General features: G+C 69.1%; 7 protein-coding genes and 2 pseudogenes. 7 read left to right on the top strand and 2 right to left on the bottom strand.

Annotated elements, in window-relative coordinates; all coding sequences use genetic code 11:
• A pseudogene (locus GPJ59_RS21650) lies at window positions 1–723 on the top strand (AfsR family transcriptional regulator); the annotation flags it as partial.
• Window positions 724–831: 108 nt separating this feature from the next.
• Here GPJ59_RS21650 and GPJ59_RS21645 read toward each other — a convergent pair.
• Window positions 832–3963 (bottom strand): DNRLRE domain-containing protein, encoded by a 3132-nt coding sequence (locus tag GPJ59_RS21645; RefSeq protein WP_219668890.1) that lies wholly within the window; start codon window positions 3961–3963, stop codon window positions 832–834.
• Between the two features lie 545 nt (window positions 3964–4508).
• On the opposite strand from GPJ59_RS21645, the gene GPJ59_RS21640 reads away from it, so the two are divergent.
• The 5 genes from GPJ59_RS21640 to GPJ59_RS21620 all read left to right on the top strand — a co-directional run bounded on the left by GPJ59_RS21640 (window position 4509) and on the right by GPJ59_RS21620 (window position 14961).
• Window positions 4509–12083 (top strand): polymorphic toxin-type HINT domain-containing protein, encoded by a 7575-nt coding sequence (locus GPJ59_RS21640; protein WP_258024720.1) that lies wholly within the window; start codon window positions 4509–4511, stop codon window positions 12081–12083.
• A gap of 5 nt (window positions 12084–12088) precedes the next feature.
• On the top strand, window positions 12089–12556 hold the full coding sequence (locus tag GPJ59_RS21635) for an SUKH-3 domain-containing protein (protein WP_219668889.1): 468 nt from the start codon (window positions 12089–12091) through the stop codon (window positions 12554–12556).
• A 478-nt stretch (window positions 12557–13034) separates the two neighbouring features.
• Window positions 13035–14210, top strand: a complete 1176-nt coding sequence (locus GPJ59_RS21630; RefSeq protein WP_219668888.1) for an endonuclease/exonuclease/phosphatase family protein — start codon at window positions 13035–13037, stop codon at window positions 14208–14210.
• Between the two features lie 119 nt (window positions 14211–14329).
• On the top strand, window positions 14330–14674 hold the full coding sequence (locus GPJ59_RS21625; protein WP_219668887.1) for a DUF6247 family protein: 345 nt from the start codon (window positions 14330–14332) through the stop codon (window positions 14672–14674).
• Window positions 14671–14961 carry a hypothetical protein gene (locus GPJ59_RS21620; RefSeq protein WP_219668886.1) on the top strand — a complete coding sequence of 97 codons (291 nt, stop codon included), beginning with the start codon at window positions 14671–14673 and terminating at the stop codon, window positions 14959–14961. Before GPJ59_RS21625 ends, GPJ59_RS21620 begins: the two co-directional genes overlap by 4 nt.
• 91 nt (window positions 14962–15052) lie before the next feature.
• Here the strand turns inward: GPJ59_RS21620 and GPJ59_RS37655 are convergent, their stop codons facing one another.
• A complete protein-coding gene (locus GPJ59_RS37655; RefSeq protein WP_308120410.1) occupies window positions 15053–15565 on the bottom strand; it encodes an ATP-binding protein in 513 nt (170 codons plus the stop codon).
• Between the two features lie 113 nt (window positions 15566–15678).
• Between GPJ59_RS37655 and GPJ59_RS21610 the strand changes: the two are divergent.
• Window positions 15679–16470, top strand: a pseudogene (locus GPJ59_RS21610) (helix-turn-helix domain-containing protein); the annotation flags it as partial.
• Window positions 16471–16617: the final 147 nt, after the last annotated feature.

Raw genomic sequence — 16617 nt, 5'->3', positions numbered from 1 at the left:
GGCCCGGTCCCGCCGGGCCCGCCGCCCGAGTTCGCCGACCGGGCGGCCGCCATGGCCTGGCTCGCCACCGAGCGCGCGAACCTCACCGCCGCGGTGGCCGCCGCGGCCGGTGCCGGGCATCCTGAGCTCGCCTGGCGCATCGCCGCACAGCTGTGGCCGCTCGTGGTGCGGCAGGTGCACGACGGCTGGGAGCCCGCGCTCCAGCACGGCCTGGCCGCCGCCACCGCGCTCGGTGATCCCGACGCGGAGTCACGGCTGCGCTCGCTGCTCGGCTGGGTCCTCACCGAGAACGGGCAGCACCACGAGGCGCTGGAACACCTCCGCCGCGCCCCCGAGCTGGCCGTACGGGCCGCGGACCCGCTCGGCCAGGTCATCGCCCTGATCAACTGGGCGGCCGCGCTGGAGCACGTGGGCGATCTGCCGGGGGCCGGTGAACGGCGCGAAGAGGCCGCCCGGATGGCCCATGCCCTCGGCCACCCCCACACCGAGGTCCTGGCCCTGTACCACCTGGCCGCCCACTGCCTGACCGCCGGGCGCCCCGACGAGGCCCTGCTGCACGGCCGCCGGGGCCTGGCGCTCGCCGCGGAGGAACAGTCCGACGAACGCCGGGCCCTGCTCCTCGACACCTGCGCGAAGGCGCTGCGGGCCCTGGGCAACGAGGAGGAGGCCCGCCACTGCCGGGCCCGCGCGGCAGCCCTCACGGCACCGGACCCGACGCGGTAGCGGCCAGCCCACACCCCTTGGCCCAGCCCGTCCCCGGTACGACGCCGGCCCCGCCTCCTCAGGGAAGGCGGGGCCGGCGTCGTACGGGGCGGGCCTGCGCTTCTGCGCCTAGCCGATGCTCAGGAAGGTGTTCCAACCCTCCTCGTCCACCCGCCAGGGGTTCTGGGCCGTGCTGCCGCCGTAGAAGAGGTGCAGGGTTCCGTCCTTGCGGGTCAGGTAGAAGTCCGGGTAGCCGTCGTCGTTGAGGTCGGTGGTCCCGCGGACCAGCGGCCACGTGGCGCGGTCCCAGCCCGGGGTGCCGTACTCGCCTGCTCCGCCGTAGGGGCCGCCCGCGCCGTAGAGCCGGTCCCCGTCCAGGGAGGCGGCGGCGGAGCCGATGGAGACCAGGTCGACGCCGCCGTTCGCGCCGGGCTTGCCCTTGCGGAGGACCAGGCGCTGCGGTGACGTGGACTCGTCGCGGAAGATCAGGTCGGGGACGTTGTCCTTGTTGGCGTCGCGGACCCCGATGATGTCCCGCTTGCTCCAGCCGGCGCCGCCGATCTGCTTGACCGAGGTGAAGCTGGCGCCGGTGTAGCCGGTGAAGGCCCAGAAGGTGTCGCCGTTGTCGGCGAGGGCGAAGAAGTCCGCCATGCCGTCGCCGGTGACGTCCTCGGTGGGGACGATCTGGGTGAACCCGGCCGGGTCCGGCGAGCCGGCCGGCAACAGCAGCTCCGTGCGGCGGCCGATGTCGAACCGGCCGAATCCGTCGCCCGGGTAGACGTACAGCTTGCCGTCGGGCATGCGGGCGATCAGGTCGGTGAGACCGTCACCCGGGAACCAGTCCGTGGAGTGGCCGATGATCGCGGTCTTGCCGGTGGCGGCGTCCTTCCAGTAACCGTCCGGCACCGGCTTGCCGTTGTCCGTGGCCGCGGGCATCCACGCTTCGATGTCGCCCCGGTACGGAGCCTTGGGATCGCCCGCGTACGTGCGCAGGTTGCCCTTGTCGTCGACGGCGAGGATGTCGGGGGAGCCGTCGCCGGTGACGTCGCCCGGGCGGTCGAGGCCGGTCCTCGGGCGGACGTAGAACAGGTAGGTCGTGGGGACCGAGACGTTGCCGGCCTTGCTGACCGTGCGGACGTAGAGGACGTTCGGGCCGGCCGCGTCGACCTGGAGCTTGATCGAGGCCAGGTCTGCGTTCCAGGGCCATACCTTCTGGTCGAAGGAGGCCTGGTTCAGGCTCCACTGGTACTCGCGGATGTCCTCCGGCTTGGTCCCGTTGCCGAGAACTTCGATCCACTGGTCGGGAGTGCCGGCCGGGGCCGAGCTCCATTCGGCGCCGTCGGGGCCGGGGGGCGGGAAGTACCCGGACCGGACGGCCGGGTTGGCGGGGGCGGTGTGGTCGACGGTGAAGGTGCACCATCCGCCGCCGCCCGAGTCCATGGGGCCGCTGCCGGACCAGAAGCCGTCCGTGTCGATCGCCTGGGCGAGCCAGTAGTAGGTCTTGCCGGGCACGAGGGCCTCCCACCGGACGGTGTGCCAGGCCTTGCCGTCGGTGTAGGTGTTCTGGATGACGTTCCCGATTTCGTCGGGCACCGGGGTCCCGTCGGCCGTCCACATCCGGAAGTTGATCTGCTTGAGGTTGCCGTCGCCGTCCGATGTCTTCGCCTCGAACGTCACGTCGGTCTTGCCGATGACCGTTCCGGGGCTGGTGGTGAGGCAGGCGCCGCCGGGGGTGGTGCTCATGTTCGCCGCGACCGGGGTGTCCGGGCGCTTGTTGTAGTGGATCTCGATATACGGGTCGGTCTCGCCGTTGACGAGGAATTTCTTCCAGCTGTTGGTGTCGCCCTCGCGGTCCGCGCGAAATCCCAGAGTGAGGGCCTGCCACCGACTGGCCGCACCCGTCTCCACGATGCTCTTCACGTCCATTCCGACCCAGTCGTCGGGGCAGCCGTAGGTGGCGTTTCCGTGGGCGACATTTGCGCCGGCCACCCTCTTGTCCCATCCCCAGTACGAGGCGTTGTCCGTGTTGTTCCACGTGCTCGAACTGGTGACGAAGGGGGTGGCATAGACACTGAAGGGGCTGGGTTCGCAGCTCCATGAGTGCGTTTCGAAGGCGTGGAGTGTGGCTTGGTAGATACCGGCGCCGTGGAATGCGCTGTCGAAGTCGAAATTGAAGATGGAGCGTGAGGTCCCGTAGGTGTCGGTCTCATGGCCGATACGAGCCTCGTTCGTCCCGGGGGTGTTGTAGTTCTCCCCGTTGAAGAAGCTGGTGTTCCCGAAGTTCCGGTAGAGCAGAGCCCACGTGTTCGTGTGCATCTTGAGCGACGGGTCGATGAAGACCGGGTAGACCGTGCTCTCGTCGTTCAGCAGGCGGCTGTCCGGCTTGAGGGTGAGGGCGTTGTCCGCGGAGAGCGAGGCCTTGGCGACGGCCGTGTGCGCGCCTTGCGAACCGGCGATGCCGGGCAGCGCCAGCGTCGGGTGGTCCTTGGCGGCCGGGCCGGGGGTGACGGCCGGGCCGCCGGACGGGGTGGTGACCTTGCCGGCGGAGTCCCACATGAGGGTCGTCGGGCTGCCCGCGACCTCCTCGCCGGCGGCGTTGCGCGCGCTGAGGGTGGAGGACTCCTCGTCCACGCGGAAGCTCAGCGTGGGGCTGCTCAGGCGGTAGTTCAGTTCGCCGAGCAGCGGGTCGGCCGCGGCCTTCTTGTCCTTGACGACGAGCAGGTGCGAGTAGCCGCCGTCCAGGGCGGTCAGCACCAGGTCGATGCCGGGGCGGATGTTCTCGTACAGGGCTCGCGGGCCGTCGACCACCGGCGCCGGCAGCGGGCCGGGCCAGCTCAGGGTCATGTCGTGGCCGTCGGCTTTCAGGCGGACCAGTTCGGTCCAGGAGGAGCCGGGGGAGCCGGGGGAGCCGGAGGAGCCGGCCCCGGCGGCCGGCCGGCTGCCGCCGCTGAAGACGAGCGGGCTGTTCACGGCCTTCGGCGAGAAGCCCTCCCCGACGCGCTGGAGGCCGGTGTCGATGGGCTTCCACTCGTCGCCCACCTTGGCGCGGACGGCCGAGGCGTGGACGCGGGCCTTGAGGCGGCCGTTCGGCTGCGCCCAGACGGTGGTGTTGTCCCGCCAGTCGGCGGTGACCGCGACCTCCTTGCCCGTCTCACGGGCCTGGCGGATCGCCTGAGCGGCGGTGACCGGACCGTTGTCGTGGGCCTTGTCCGGCCGGGCGGTGGTGTCGCCTCGTCCGGTGAGGTGGATTCCCAGCGGCACGGCGAGGGCCGCTGCCGTGACTACGGCGATGGTGGCGAAGAGTCGCTTGCGGCGGCGCGTTCTTTTCGGTCCGGTTCTTTTCGGTCCGGCCGGATTTCGATTCTCGTCCTCTTCCGATGAAGAGGACGCCGGCTCTTCGTCCAGTGGCTGCAAAGCGGCCATGGTTGCTCTTCTCCCCCCTCGGGCCTGCGGCGCGGCTGCCCTCGGAACTCATGGTGATTTTCGGCCAGGTGGCTGACGCGTCGACGGTTTCCCGGCCGGAGTGAAAGACCCGCTCCCCACGGCCCTTTCGCACAGAGATGTGCGAGCAGAGCATGGACCATCACGCCGACAACGTCACCCGTTCAGCGCCGGACCCGCGCGCCGAATTGACCGTTTTGCTGATTTCACCCACGTGTACGCCGACGCCAAAGTGATTAGGATCACAGCGATTATGAAAACCGTGGACTTTCCTCCACCGAGCCACTCACAATCGCCTGGCTATTTGTCAGTTCTCTGCCTGTGGTGCGCCGTCACGACGCCGGGCAGTGCGTGGGGGGGTCCACATGTCGCCGTTCTCGGCGAGCAATTTCCGGCTGCCCGGAAACAGACGGGCGCGCGGTCGTGCCGCGCGACGGGTCGCCGTCACGCTGTCGGCGCTGCTGACCGTGACGCTGCTGCCCGCGCAGGCATGGGCAGTGGGGCCGGGCGACCGCAACGGCGTGTCGCTGCCCGGGCTCCAGCAGGACAAGCCCGTCAACCTGGACAAGGACGCGGCGGCGCAGCTGGAGGGCTGGGCGGGCAAGCCCGCCGAGCCGCCGGCCGAGTACGTCCCGACCGAGGTGACCCCGCCGCCGGCCGCTTCCACCCAGGTCGCCCTGGGCGGCGACCAGTTGGTCCAGGCCGGCACCCTCCCGGTGGCCATCGGCAAGGCCTCGCCGACCGAGACCAACCCCACGCCCCCGGCGCCCTCCGGCACCTGGTCGGTCGCCGTGGAGGGCCGTACCGCCACCGAGTCGGCGGGCGTCGACGGCGCGATCATCAAGGTCACGCCCCCTGTGGACGCTGCGACCCCGGTCGACGTACAGCTTGACTACAAGAAGTTCGCCGACCTCTACGGCACCGAGTGGGCCTCCCGCCTGGAGCTGAAGCAGCTCCCGGAGTGCTTCCTGACCACCCCGGACCTGCCCGAGTGCACGACGTCGAAGAGCGTCCCCTCCACCAACGACCCCGCCACGGGCACCGTCCGCGCGACCGTGGACCCGGCGACCTCCCCGGGCATGGGCATGCGCACGATGGCGGTCGGCAGCACCGGCCCGATGGTCCTGGCCGCGTCCGACTCGGCGTCGGGCGCGGGAGGCACGTACAAGGCCACCTCCCTCTCCCCGTCGGGCAGTTGGTCGGCGGGCGGCAGTGGCGGCGGCTTCTCCTGGACCTACCCCCTGTCGGTGCCCCCGGCCCCGGCCGGCCCCGCGCCGAAGATCGCCTTCTCGTACTCCTCGCAGGCCGTCGACGGCAAGACCTCGGCCAGCAACGGCCAGGCGTCGTGGATCGGTGACGGCTGGGGCTACGAGCCCGGCTTCGTCGAGCGCCGTTACCGCGCCTGCTCCGAGGACCGCAAGGCGGGCGCGAGCGGGGCCGCGAACAACGACAACACCACGGACAAGAAGAAGAGCGACCTGTGCTGGGCCGGCGACAACATGGTGATGTCACTCGGCGGCTCCACCACCGAACTGGTCCACGACGCCACGACCGGCGCCTGGATCCCGGCCAGCGACGACGGCTCCCGCATCGAACGCAAGACGGGTAGCTCCAACGGCGCCAAGGACGGCGAGTACTGGGTCGTCACCACCCGCGACGGCACCCGCTACCACTTCGGCCTGCACGACGTCGACGGCGCCGGCACCCGCCCCGCGACGAACTCCGTCCTGACGGTCCCGGTCTTCGGCAACCACCCGGGCGAGCCCTGCTACGCCTCCTCCTACGCGGCCTCGTCCTGCACCCAGGCCTGGCGCTGGAACCTCGACTACGTCGAGGACGTCCACGGCAACGCGATGGTCGTCGACTGGGCGCAGGAGACCAACCACTACGCCAAGAACGAGAAGTTCAAGGAGAAGGTCTCCTACGTCCGCGCCGGCCACCCCACCCAGATCCTCTACGGCCTGCGCTCCGACAACCTCTCCGGCGCCCCGGCCGGCAAGGTCGAGTTCACGGTCGCCGAGCGCTGCATCGCCGAGGGCCAGACCAAGTGCACCGACACCGAGTTCGAGTCGAAGAACTACCAGGACAAGCAGCCCTGGTGGGACACGCCGTCGACGCTGCACTGCAAGGCCGACGCCAAGGACTGCTACGTCTCCTCGCCGACCTTCTGGTCCCGTAAGCGCCTGACCTCGGTCACCACCTACGCCCAGCGCACCGAGGGCTCCACCGACCTGTCGGCCGTGGACCGCTGGAGCCTGGCCCAGTCCTTCCCGAAGCAGCGCAGCGACACCCACCCGCCGATGTGGCTGGAGTCCGTCACCCGCACCGGCTACGGCCTCAAGGACCCGCAGGGCAACCAGCCCAGCACCGCGCTGCCGCCGGTCTCCTTCCTGCCCAACGTCGTCGACATGCCCAACCGGGTGGCCAAGAGCGCCACCGACGCCACCCCCGACTTCGACCGCCTGCGCGTGGAGACCATCCGCACCGAGACGGGCGGCGAGACGTACGTCGACTACTCCGACCCCTGCCCGGTCGGCGCCACCCACCCCAAGCCGGAGGAGAACACCACCCGCTGCTACCCGGTGCACTGGTCCCCGGACGGCGAGGTGGAAAAGCCCCCGCTGGAGTGGTTCAACAAGTACGTCGTCGACCGCGTGGTGGAGAGGGACCGCGTCGCCCGCCAGCCCGACGTCGTCACCACCTACACCTACGAAGGCGACGCCGCCTGGGCCAAGGAGACCGACGAGTTCTCCAAGCCCGAACTACGCACGTACAACCAATGGCGCGGCTACGCCTCGGTCGTGGTGAAGAAGGGCGTCACGGCGAACGCCGGCAAGGCCGACGCCACCGAGCAGTCGATGACCCGAACCCGCTACTTCCGCGGCATGTCCGGCGACGCCGGCCGCGCGAAGATCACGGTCAAGGACTCCACCGGCGCGGAGGAACTCGGCGAGGACCTGCCGCAGTACCAGGGCCGGGCGGCCGAGACGATCACGTTCACCAAGGTCGGCGGCGAGATCGTCGCGCGCGAGCTGACCTGGCCGTGGTCGCAGAAGACCGCGACCCGCCCGCGTGACGGGACCACCCCGCTGGAGGCCTTCCGCAGCAACACCTCCCGTACGGACGCCATCCAGTCGATCAGCGGTGGCCGGACCGGCATCCTGCGCACGACGAACACCATCGAGCCGACGTACGGCCTCGTCACGTCGACGGAGAAGGCCGGTATCACCTCGGCCGGGTCCGGACTCTGGACCCTTTCGGACCAGACCTGTGTGACCACCACGTACGTCCACAACACCGACAAGCACCTGATCGGCCTGCCGGAGCGGGTCCGTACGACCGCGGGCGAGTGCCCCAAGGCGGCCATCGCCGCCATGCTCTCCGACACCCGCACCGCGTACGACGCCCCGAACGCCTTCGGCACCGCGCCGGTCAAGGGCCTGCCGTACCAGGTCGACACCAACGACGCGGCCGGCACCGGCTGGGTCACGACGGCCAGGAACGAGTACGACGCGATCGGCCGTGCGACCAAGGTCTACGACGCGGCGGGCACCGCCACGTCCACCGCCTTCACCCCGGCGACCGGCCCGGCCTTTGCCACGACGGTCACCAACGCCCTCGGCCACACCGCCACCACCAAGGTCGACCCCGCGCGGGCCACGCCGCTGGAGACCACGGACGCCAACGGCCGCAAGGTCACAACGGCGTACGACAACCTCGGCCGCACCACGGCCGTCTGGACGCCGTCACAGAAGCCGGGCACCGACAAGGCCGCCCAGACCTTCGAGTACCAGATCACCGAGCACCAGCCGCCGGTCGTCACCAGCAGCACGCTGCGCGACAACGGCACGTACGCCAAATCGCTCACCATCTACGACGGCCTGCTGCGCACCCGCCAGACCCAGACGGAGTCGATCGCGGGCGGCCGGCTGATCTCGGACAACCTCTACAGCGCCAACGGCACCGTCGCCCGGTCCAACGCCGCGTACTACACGCAGGGCGCGCCGGACGCGAAGATCTTCACCCCCGTGGAGTCCGAGGTCCCCAACTCCACCAGGACGGCGTACGACGGCCTCGGCCGCGCCGTCCGGGTCACCACCTTCCACGAGGACACGCCCAAGTACTCGGCCACGAGCCGCTACGAGGGCGACTGGACCCTCGTCCGCACCGGTATGAACGAGACCGGTGACATGCCCCTGGCGGGCAGCCGGGCGGTGCGGACGTCGACCGACGTGATGGGTCGCACCACGCAGATCCACCACTACAAGACCACGGACCTCACCTCCCAGAAGATCACCGCCCCCACCGCCGACGACGCCAACGTCACCTCGTACACGTACGACATCCGCGGCAAGCTGGTGAAGGTCACCGACCCGGCACTGAACGTGTGGACGTACACGTACGACGCCCGCGGCCGTAAGACCGCCTCCTCCGACCCGGACATGGGCGACGCGTCCTTCGGCTACGACAACCTCGACCGCCCGATCTGGGCGAAGGACTCGGCGGGCCGTGCGCAGTACACGACGTACGACGTCCTCGGCCGGACCACGGCGCTGCACGAGGACGCGGCGGACGGTCCGCTGGTCGCGGCGTTCACCTTCGACACGCTGCCGGGGGCCAAGGGCAAGCCGGTCGCCTCGACCCGCTACAACGACGGCAAGGCGTACACGAACGAGGTCACGGGCTACGACACGGAGTACCGCCCCACGGGCTCCAAGATCACCATCCCGGACACCCCGGCCACCAAGGGCCTGGCGGGCACGTACGCCTACTCCTCCACCTACACCCCGACCGGTAAGGTCCAGACGACCAGCCTCCCGGCGACCCCGGGCGGCCTGGCCGCGGAGCGCCTGGTCACCCGGTACAACGCCCAGGGCGCGCCGATCACCCTGTCGGGGCTGGACTGGTACGCGACGGACACGGTCTACAGCCCGTTCGGCGAGGTCATGCGTACGGCGTCGGGCAGTGCCCCGCGCCGGGTGTGGGCGACGAACCTGTACGACAGGAACACGCGCCGCCTGACGGACTCGATCACGGACCGCGAGACCCCGAACCCGCCGAACCCTCAGAACCCCAACCGGATCAGCACGCTGTCGTACGCGTACGACCCGGTCGGCAACATCACATCGATCACGGACAGCCAGCCGGGCGGCCGCATCGACAAGGAGTGCTTCACGTACGACCCGATGGGCCAGCTGACGCAGGCCTGGACGGGCAAGACGTGCGGCGGGGCCGACGTCAAGTCCGACGTGACGGCCGGCCCGGACGGCGACGGCTACTGGCAGGAGTACTCGTTCGACGCGATCGGCAACCGCACGAAGCTGGTCGACCACGACCTGGTCGACCCTGCGCTGAACGACGAGTTCACGTACGAGTACGGCGTCACGGTCGCGGGCAACGGCACCCAGCCGCCGGTCAAGACGCAGCCGCACGCGCTGACGAAGGTGAACCAGACGACCCGCAAGCCGGGCTCGACGGTGACGTCTCAGTCCACGTACGGCTACGACAGCGCGGGCAACACCACCCGCCGCACCATCGGCGGCGACACCCAGACCCTGAACTGGGACCGCCGCAACAAGCTGACCTCGGCCACCAGCCCCGGCATCGGCGCGGTCGCGATCAAGGGCCTCGCGGACAAGTGCATGGACCTCCAGTCCGGCGCCACGGCCGACGGCACCCCGATCCAGCTCTACACCTGCAACGCCACCAAGGCACAAGCGTGGCGCCTGACCGGCGACACCCTCCGCTTCCAGGACAAGTGCGCCACCAACCAGGGCGGCGCCTTCCGCCTGGCGGCCTGCGACGGCAGCCCGGCCCAGAAGTTCACCTACCGCCCCGCCGACAAGACCCTCCACCACCCGGCCACCGACCAGTGCGTGGACGTCCCCGCCGGCGACAGCACCGATGGCACGGACCTGAACATCTGGACGTGCAACGGCGCCCCGTCCCAGCAGTGGACCTTCTCCAACACCACCACCTACCTCTACGACGCCTCGGGCAACCGCCTGATCGAGGACAACGGCAGCACCCGCACCCTCTACCTCGGCGAATCGGTGGTGACGGTCAACTCGGCGGGCCAGGCCCTGGACGCCCAGCGCTATTACGCGGGGCCGGGCGGCGTGACGACGGTCCGCCAGACCTTCGGCAAGACCACCGGCCACAAACTCACACTCACCCTGGCCGACCACCACGGCACGGCAACCACCTCGGTCGACCAGAGCGACGGCCAACCGATCACCCGCCGCAAGTTCGACCCCTACGGCAACCCCCGCGGCACCCAACCGGCCAACTGGCCCGGCAACCGCACCTTCCTCGGCACAGGCGTAGCCGACGCCTCCACATCCCTCACCCACATAGGCGCCCGCGAGTACGAGTCCCAGACCGGCCGCTTCATCTCGGTCGACCCGGTCATCGACATGACCGACCCCCTCCAGATGAACGGCTACACCTACGCCAACGCCAACCCGGTCGGCAACGTCGACCCCGACGGCCTCCGTGTCATCGAGGGCGACGACAAGGGCTGGCTGGACAGCGGCGGCAACGGCGGCAACGACACCTACGAGAACAAGCAGAAGGCCAACGGCACCTGGCCCTACGGCGCAGCAGCCACCAGCACGGGTGACGTTGCCAGCAGCGGCGGATCCGGGAAGAGCAGCAGCAAGAAGAAGAAGTCTGGCTGCGGCCTCCTGTCCTGGTGCAACGTCAAGAAGAAGTTGCAGGCCCACCACCAGATCGTCGGCTTCGTCGTAGAGCTCACGGCCGGCGCAGCCTGCATGGCAACCGCGGTAGGCGCCGGCATGGCCACCGGCGGCGTGGGCTTCGCCGTAGCGGCCGGCTGCGGCGCGGTCGCAGCCGCCGCAGGCGCCGCAGTCTCCAACGCCCTGAACCCAGCTGCTGATCACAGCACGATGGGCGTGCTGAAGGACATGGGCGCCGCTGCGTCGTGGGGCGCGGCGGGAGGTGCCCTGGGTCACGTGGCTGCCCCGCTGGTCGCGGCGGGCGCATCCAAGATCGCCTCTCGCCTTGTAGGCGGGTCGGCTGGCAAGGCGGCGGCTGGTAAGGCGACAGGCGAGGCTGCGGAGGCAGCAGGCCGCAGCTGTGGCTGTCGCTGTAACAGCTTCACGGCAGGCACGCTCGTTCTGATGGCCGATGGCAGTGCCAAGGCGATCGAGAAGCTGAGCGCCAACGACGAAATCCTGGCGACCGACCCCGAGACGCATCAGACCGAAGCCAAGACGGTCACAGCCTCGATCTTCACCGAGGACGACAAGAACTATGTCGACCTCACCATCGAGGGCCCTGCCGAAACAGAAAAGATCACGACGACCGCGCACCACCCCTTCTGGTCGGAGACCCAGTCAGCCTGGGTCGACGCCGGCGACCTGACGGTCGGAACCAAGCTGCGCACAGCGGACGGCGGGACGGCCACGGTCAACCGCATACGCACCTACCGCGCAGACCTGGAGACGTTCAACCTCACCGTCGCGGACTTCCACACGTACTATGTGCTGGCGGGCGAGACTCCGGTCCTGGTCCACAACTGTGGAGACATCGAAAAAGCGGCGAAATCCGCGGCAGATTCGGCACCCGCAGATGCCACGATGAGCGCAGCGGCTCGATTCCGGGGAACAAAATTGATCGCAACCGGCCACTCTGGCCATTCATCTCGCCCGGCATTTTATGAACCTGAAATTGAATCTGCTCTCGCGGATGGCGGTCAGATAGCTGGCCGCGGCGCCGACAATTGCGCAGAGATTCGGGCCTGCAATGCTCTGATCGCAATCCACGGGGCCGATTTCGAAGCGATAGTGAAACGTCCCCTGCAGTTGACGGACATTGAATTTCTGACCGTCCGCAGCTCAACGGGCGCTCCGGAAGCGGCATGCCTGTCCTGTCAGAGTGTCCTCGTGCGTCATGGCGCGACAGACCTATCGAGATGAGAAGAATGCGTGAGTCGGAGCTGGAGGAATTCCTCAGCTCGTTCGGCTGGGAGGCGGCTGGGGTGTGTCGTGAAACGGATGCCATCGTGGCAGGTCTGGAGCGTGTCGGCTTTGCCTCTCATGAGGAGGCAAGAAGCTTCTTGGGTGAATACCTCGGCCTGAAGATCGACCACCTTCCAGCCCTGGATATCGCCGAAGAGAGGATCTCAAGCTGGACACATTTCGATCCGTCTGCGGTGTGCACCACCCGTGATTCGGACGTGGCTCGCCGATGCGCAGAGGTAGCTGGCACCGCCCTGTTCCCGATCGGAGTGGATAGCTTTCATCTGACCGTATACTCGGGAAGTGACGGAAAGTTCTATGCAGGGTTCGATTCATCGGTCTTTCGGTATGGGGAAGATCGCAATGCTATGTTCTCAATGATGAAGGCTGGAGTTCGTCCAATCCCATTGGGCGAGTGGACACTCCAGTAAATACGACGCGTCGTCATCTTGGTGGAATTTGATTCATTTGCATTCGGGCTTCCTCGGTAGCTGATGATCAAAACCCTGAAGAAAGTACGCACGATCCCTCATCGGCACTGATGTCGATGAGGGCTATGCGCTTTTGACGCTGCGTCCAGCTGGCCCCCGGACCGACGCTCGTGTATGGCGCGGAGGCGTTCGAGGTCTCCTCTACTGGGCTTCTCGGACCTGCCGGGTCAACGGGTAGAAGCGCCGTCGGGCCTCGTTCGCCGAGATCGACACGGGCGGACCTCCAGTTCGTACCGGTCGAGCGAGTCGTGCGGAACGTACCTACCAGACCCGTCCTGTTTCGCTCGGTTCGCGGCGGCCGACATCCAATCGGGTTGTCGGGCGCGACCGGCCCGGTGTGCCTGGGGCTGTGCCGTCGGCTTCCTCCTACGTTCGTAGGAGATCAAGCTTCCCCACCCTGTCGAAAGGGCACCCCGTCATGCCCGAAACCGCCCTGACCGGCGCGCCGCCGGTCGGCCGCGTCCGACGTCGCCGGCCCCTCGCCACGTTCATCACCGTCCTGTGCACGTTCCTGCTCGTGCTGCTGCCCGGGTCCCTCACGGCGACCGCGACCGCGAACCCGCCCGACGACCACCCGGCCCGGCTCAAGGTGCTGACCCGCAACATCTATCTGGGGGCCGACCTGCGGCCCGTCCTCGCAGCCACCGACGCCTCCTCGCTCTTCGCCGCCGTGAACAGGGTGTTCACGCAGGTCCAGGCCACGAACTTCCCCGAGCGCGCCGAAGCCCTGGCCGACGAGATCGCCGACTCCGACCCCCACCTGGTGGGCCTGCAAGAGGTCCGGCTGTGGCGGAGCCAGACCCCGGCCGACTTCAGCCCCACCCCCAACGCCACCGTCGTCGAGTACGACTTCCTGCAGATCCTGCTCGACGCACTCGCCGCCCGGGGCAAGCACTACGCCGCCGTGGCCACCATCACCAGCAGTGACCGCGAGATCCCCCGGTCCACGCCGGGCGGCGGCCTGCAGGACATCCGCTCCACCGACCGCGACGTGATCCTGGCCCGCACCGACCTGCCCGCGAAGAAGTTCTCCGTCGCCAACCCGCAGCAGGCTCTCTTCGACGCCCGCCTGACCATCCCCCACCCGGTGCTCGGAAACATCGTCTTCCCGCACGGCTGGGTCGCCGTCGACGCCACCGTGGGCGGCCGCACCACCCGCGTGGTCAGCACGCACCTCGAAGCCATCGGCCCCGCCGTCCAGGTGCAGCAGGGCGAGGAACTGCTCGACGGCCCCCTCGACACCGAACGTCCCACCGTGCTCCTCGGCGACCTCAACTCGGCCGCCGGCGGCGTCGGCGCGGTGCCGGGCAGCAGCGACACCCCGACCTACGCCAACTTCCTGGCGGACGGCTTCAAGGACGTCTGGGTCGCCACCCACCGCAAGAACCCCGGCTTCACCTGCTGCCAGGCCCCCGACCTGCGCAATCCCACATCGACCCTCAGCCAGCGCATCGACTACGTGCTGTTCCGCAACGGCTTCAAGGCCCTGAAGGCCGAGCGCGTGGGCGAGGAACAGGCCGACCGCACTCCGTCGGGCCTGTGGCCCTCGGACCATGCGGGCGTCCTGGCCACGCTCAAGCTGCCGCGCCGCTGACGCGCACCCGACGGCCCCGACGGCCCCCGGCGCACTGCCCCGGGGGCCGTCGCGTTTCCCGGACCCGGACGGAGCCGGAGGCCTAGTGTGGAAAGCGTCCGACTCAGGAGGATCCGAAGATGACGACCGCCACGCCCGCATCCGGTCCCGTGCCGCCGATGCCGGAGTACACGCCGCAGGCCCTGCGGGCGGCGATAGCGGCCCACGCCCCGGCACTGCTGGCCGACTTCGACGCCGCGTGGCGGAGGCAGATCGCGGACGCGTACGACATCGCCCCGATCCCGGCCTTCATGGCCCGCTGGTGGGGTGAGTACGCCCTCGCCCGCGACCCGGAACTCGACCGCCGCGTCACCGACCTGGAAGCGCGGGCAGCCGCCGCCACCGACGCCGAGACCGCGCGCAAGCTCCTCGACGAGGCCTCCCGTATCCGTCACGAACTGCGCGACCTGGAGCCGGGCGAGTGAGCGAGGAGTTCACCGGGCCGCCATGGGCCGTGGACTACACCCAGGACGCCGAGAAGTACCGGCTGAGCCTTGCCGACGAGCCGCGCGAGGCTCTGCGGGAGGCCGTCTTCGAGCTGCTGACCGCGCGCCATCCCTACCGGGGCGAGAACGTCGAGCCGGCGCGTTCAACCGTGCCGCGGGGTCCGCACATCGCCTATTTCGACAGCAATCGCGGCTGGATCCGTTTCACCTTCCTACCCCGCGTGGCCGAGCCGCAGATCGTCGTCGAAGAAGTCTTCTGGCAGTAGCGGTCGTGCGGCGGAACACGATGGCCCCCAGCGCGCCCCGCCCCGGGGGTCGTTGTGCTCCCCGGAACCTGCTCACAGGCCCCCGCGACCTTCACGCGGCGTACCCGTCAACGCGTGCCGCGCCGATCAGTGCCCTCGGCTCGCCTTGGCCGGCCTCCAGCTCTGCGATGGACTCCAGCAGTGCCCGGGCGTAGCGAGGCGGCCGGTGCGCGGGCGACGCGGCCAGGCCGAGCTCCGCCCAGACCACCTTTCCCGGGGACCTCGGCACCGCGCCCCACTCGTCGGCGACCGCCGCTACGATCTCCAGGCCGAGCCCGACACCCAGCCGGACGCGGGACAGCCCGGGCCCGCTGTCGTGGACCTCGATGCGGACGACGTCCTCGAACCGCAGCAGCCGCACCCGGAACCCCCGCCCCGGCGGCACCCCGTGCCGTAACGCGTTCGTGGCGAGCTCGCTCACGCACAACAGCATGTCGTCGCGCCTCCAGGGCACGTCCCACACGTCGAGGGTCTCGGCGGTGAACGCCCGCGCCCGGGGGACTGATCTGTGACAGCGGGCGAAGAGCCTCTCCCGCAGCAACGCCGGCTGAGTATTCAGGTTCACCGGACAATCGTCGCGTTGCGTGACTACCGTTAGCCAGCGGGCCGACCCGTACAAATCTTTTGTACGGGCGCGCACGGGGTGAAGTACGCCCAGGTGTGGGGAGTTCATTGAGCATGCACCCGAGGAAACGACCACGGAAGAACGCCTCGGCACTCCGTATGGTAGGCGCAATCCTGCGCACCTACCGCGAGGCCGCCGGGCTCACACAGCGTCAACTGGCGGAGGAGGTCCGCTCGTCGGAGGAAACCATCGCCTCCATCGAGCAGGGCCGACGCGTCCTCCTGCCGGACCTGGCCGAACGGCTCGACCGCCTCCTGAAGACGTGCGGCGCGCTGATGGTGGCCATCGAGCACATGCCTGAGGTGGACAAGATCCCGGCTTTTGCCGAGGAGTACATGCAGCGCGAGCGCGAAGCGCTCACCATCTATTCGTACGAGAACCAGGTCTTACCTGGACTGCTCCAGACCGACTCCTACGCCGAGGCGGTCTTCCGCAGCCGCGTGCCAGCGCTCCCCGATGACGACGTCGCCGAACGGACCGCGATCCGGACCAAGCGGCAGGAGATACTGCACCGTAAGGATCCGGTCGAGCTCAGCTTCATCATCTGGGAGCCGGTCCTGGAGTTGAAGCTGGGCGGGTCCGCAGTACACCGCGGACAGCTGGAGCGGCTGATCACGTGCTCCGAACTCCCGGGCATCTCCATCCAGATCTTTCCGCGCAGCCACGTCAAACACCCTGCGCTCGACGGCCCCTTCGTGCTCCTGGAAACCCCCGATCACCAGCACCTCGCGTACACGGAGACCCAGCGCGGCAGCCACCTCATCAGGGACATGGATGAGGTAAGCATCATGCAGCGCAAGTATGCGATGCTGCGGACGGAGGCCCTCAATCCTGAGGAAACGAGGGCGGAGTTGGACCGTCTGCTAGGAGTCTCAATGACGGAGTCAAGCCGTCTGCGTGACCGGCGGAGTGGGGGTGAAGACCCGATTGTCTCGCAGCAGCGCCCACAGGACGCTTGCCCGGCGGCGAGCCAGAGCGATCACAGCCTGGAC

Source organism: Streptomyces bambusae (assembly GCF_019400985.1).
Classification (GTDB): Bacteria; Actinomycetota; Actinomycetes; order Streptomycetales; family Streptomycetaceae; genus Streptomyces; species Streptomyces bambusae_A.
This window is presented reverse-complemented; position numbering and strand designations above follow the sequence as displayed.

What these genes read in the sequence shown, in the direction of transcription:
- GPJ59_RS21635 (WP_219668889.1), top strand. Translation starts at nt 12,089, where the DNA reads ATGCGTGAGTCGGAGCTGGAGGAATTCCTCAGCTCGTTCGGCTGGGAG.
- GPJ59_RS21630 (WP_219668888.1), top strand. Translation starts at nt 13,035, where the DNA reads ATGCCCGAAACCGCCCTGACCGGCGCGCCGCCGGTCGGCCGCGTCCGA.
- GPJ59_RS21625 (WP_219668887.1), top strand. Translation starts at nt 14,330, where the DNA reads ATGACGACCGCCACGCCCGCATCCGGTCCCGTGCCGCCGATGCCGGAG.
- GPJ59_RS21640 (WP_258024720.1), top strand. Translation starts at nt 4,509, where the DNA reads ATGTCGCCGTTCTCGGCGAGCAATTTCCGGCTGCCCGGAAACAGACGG.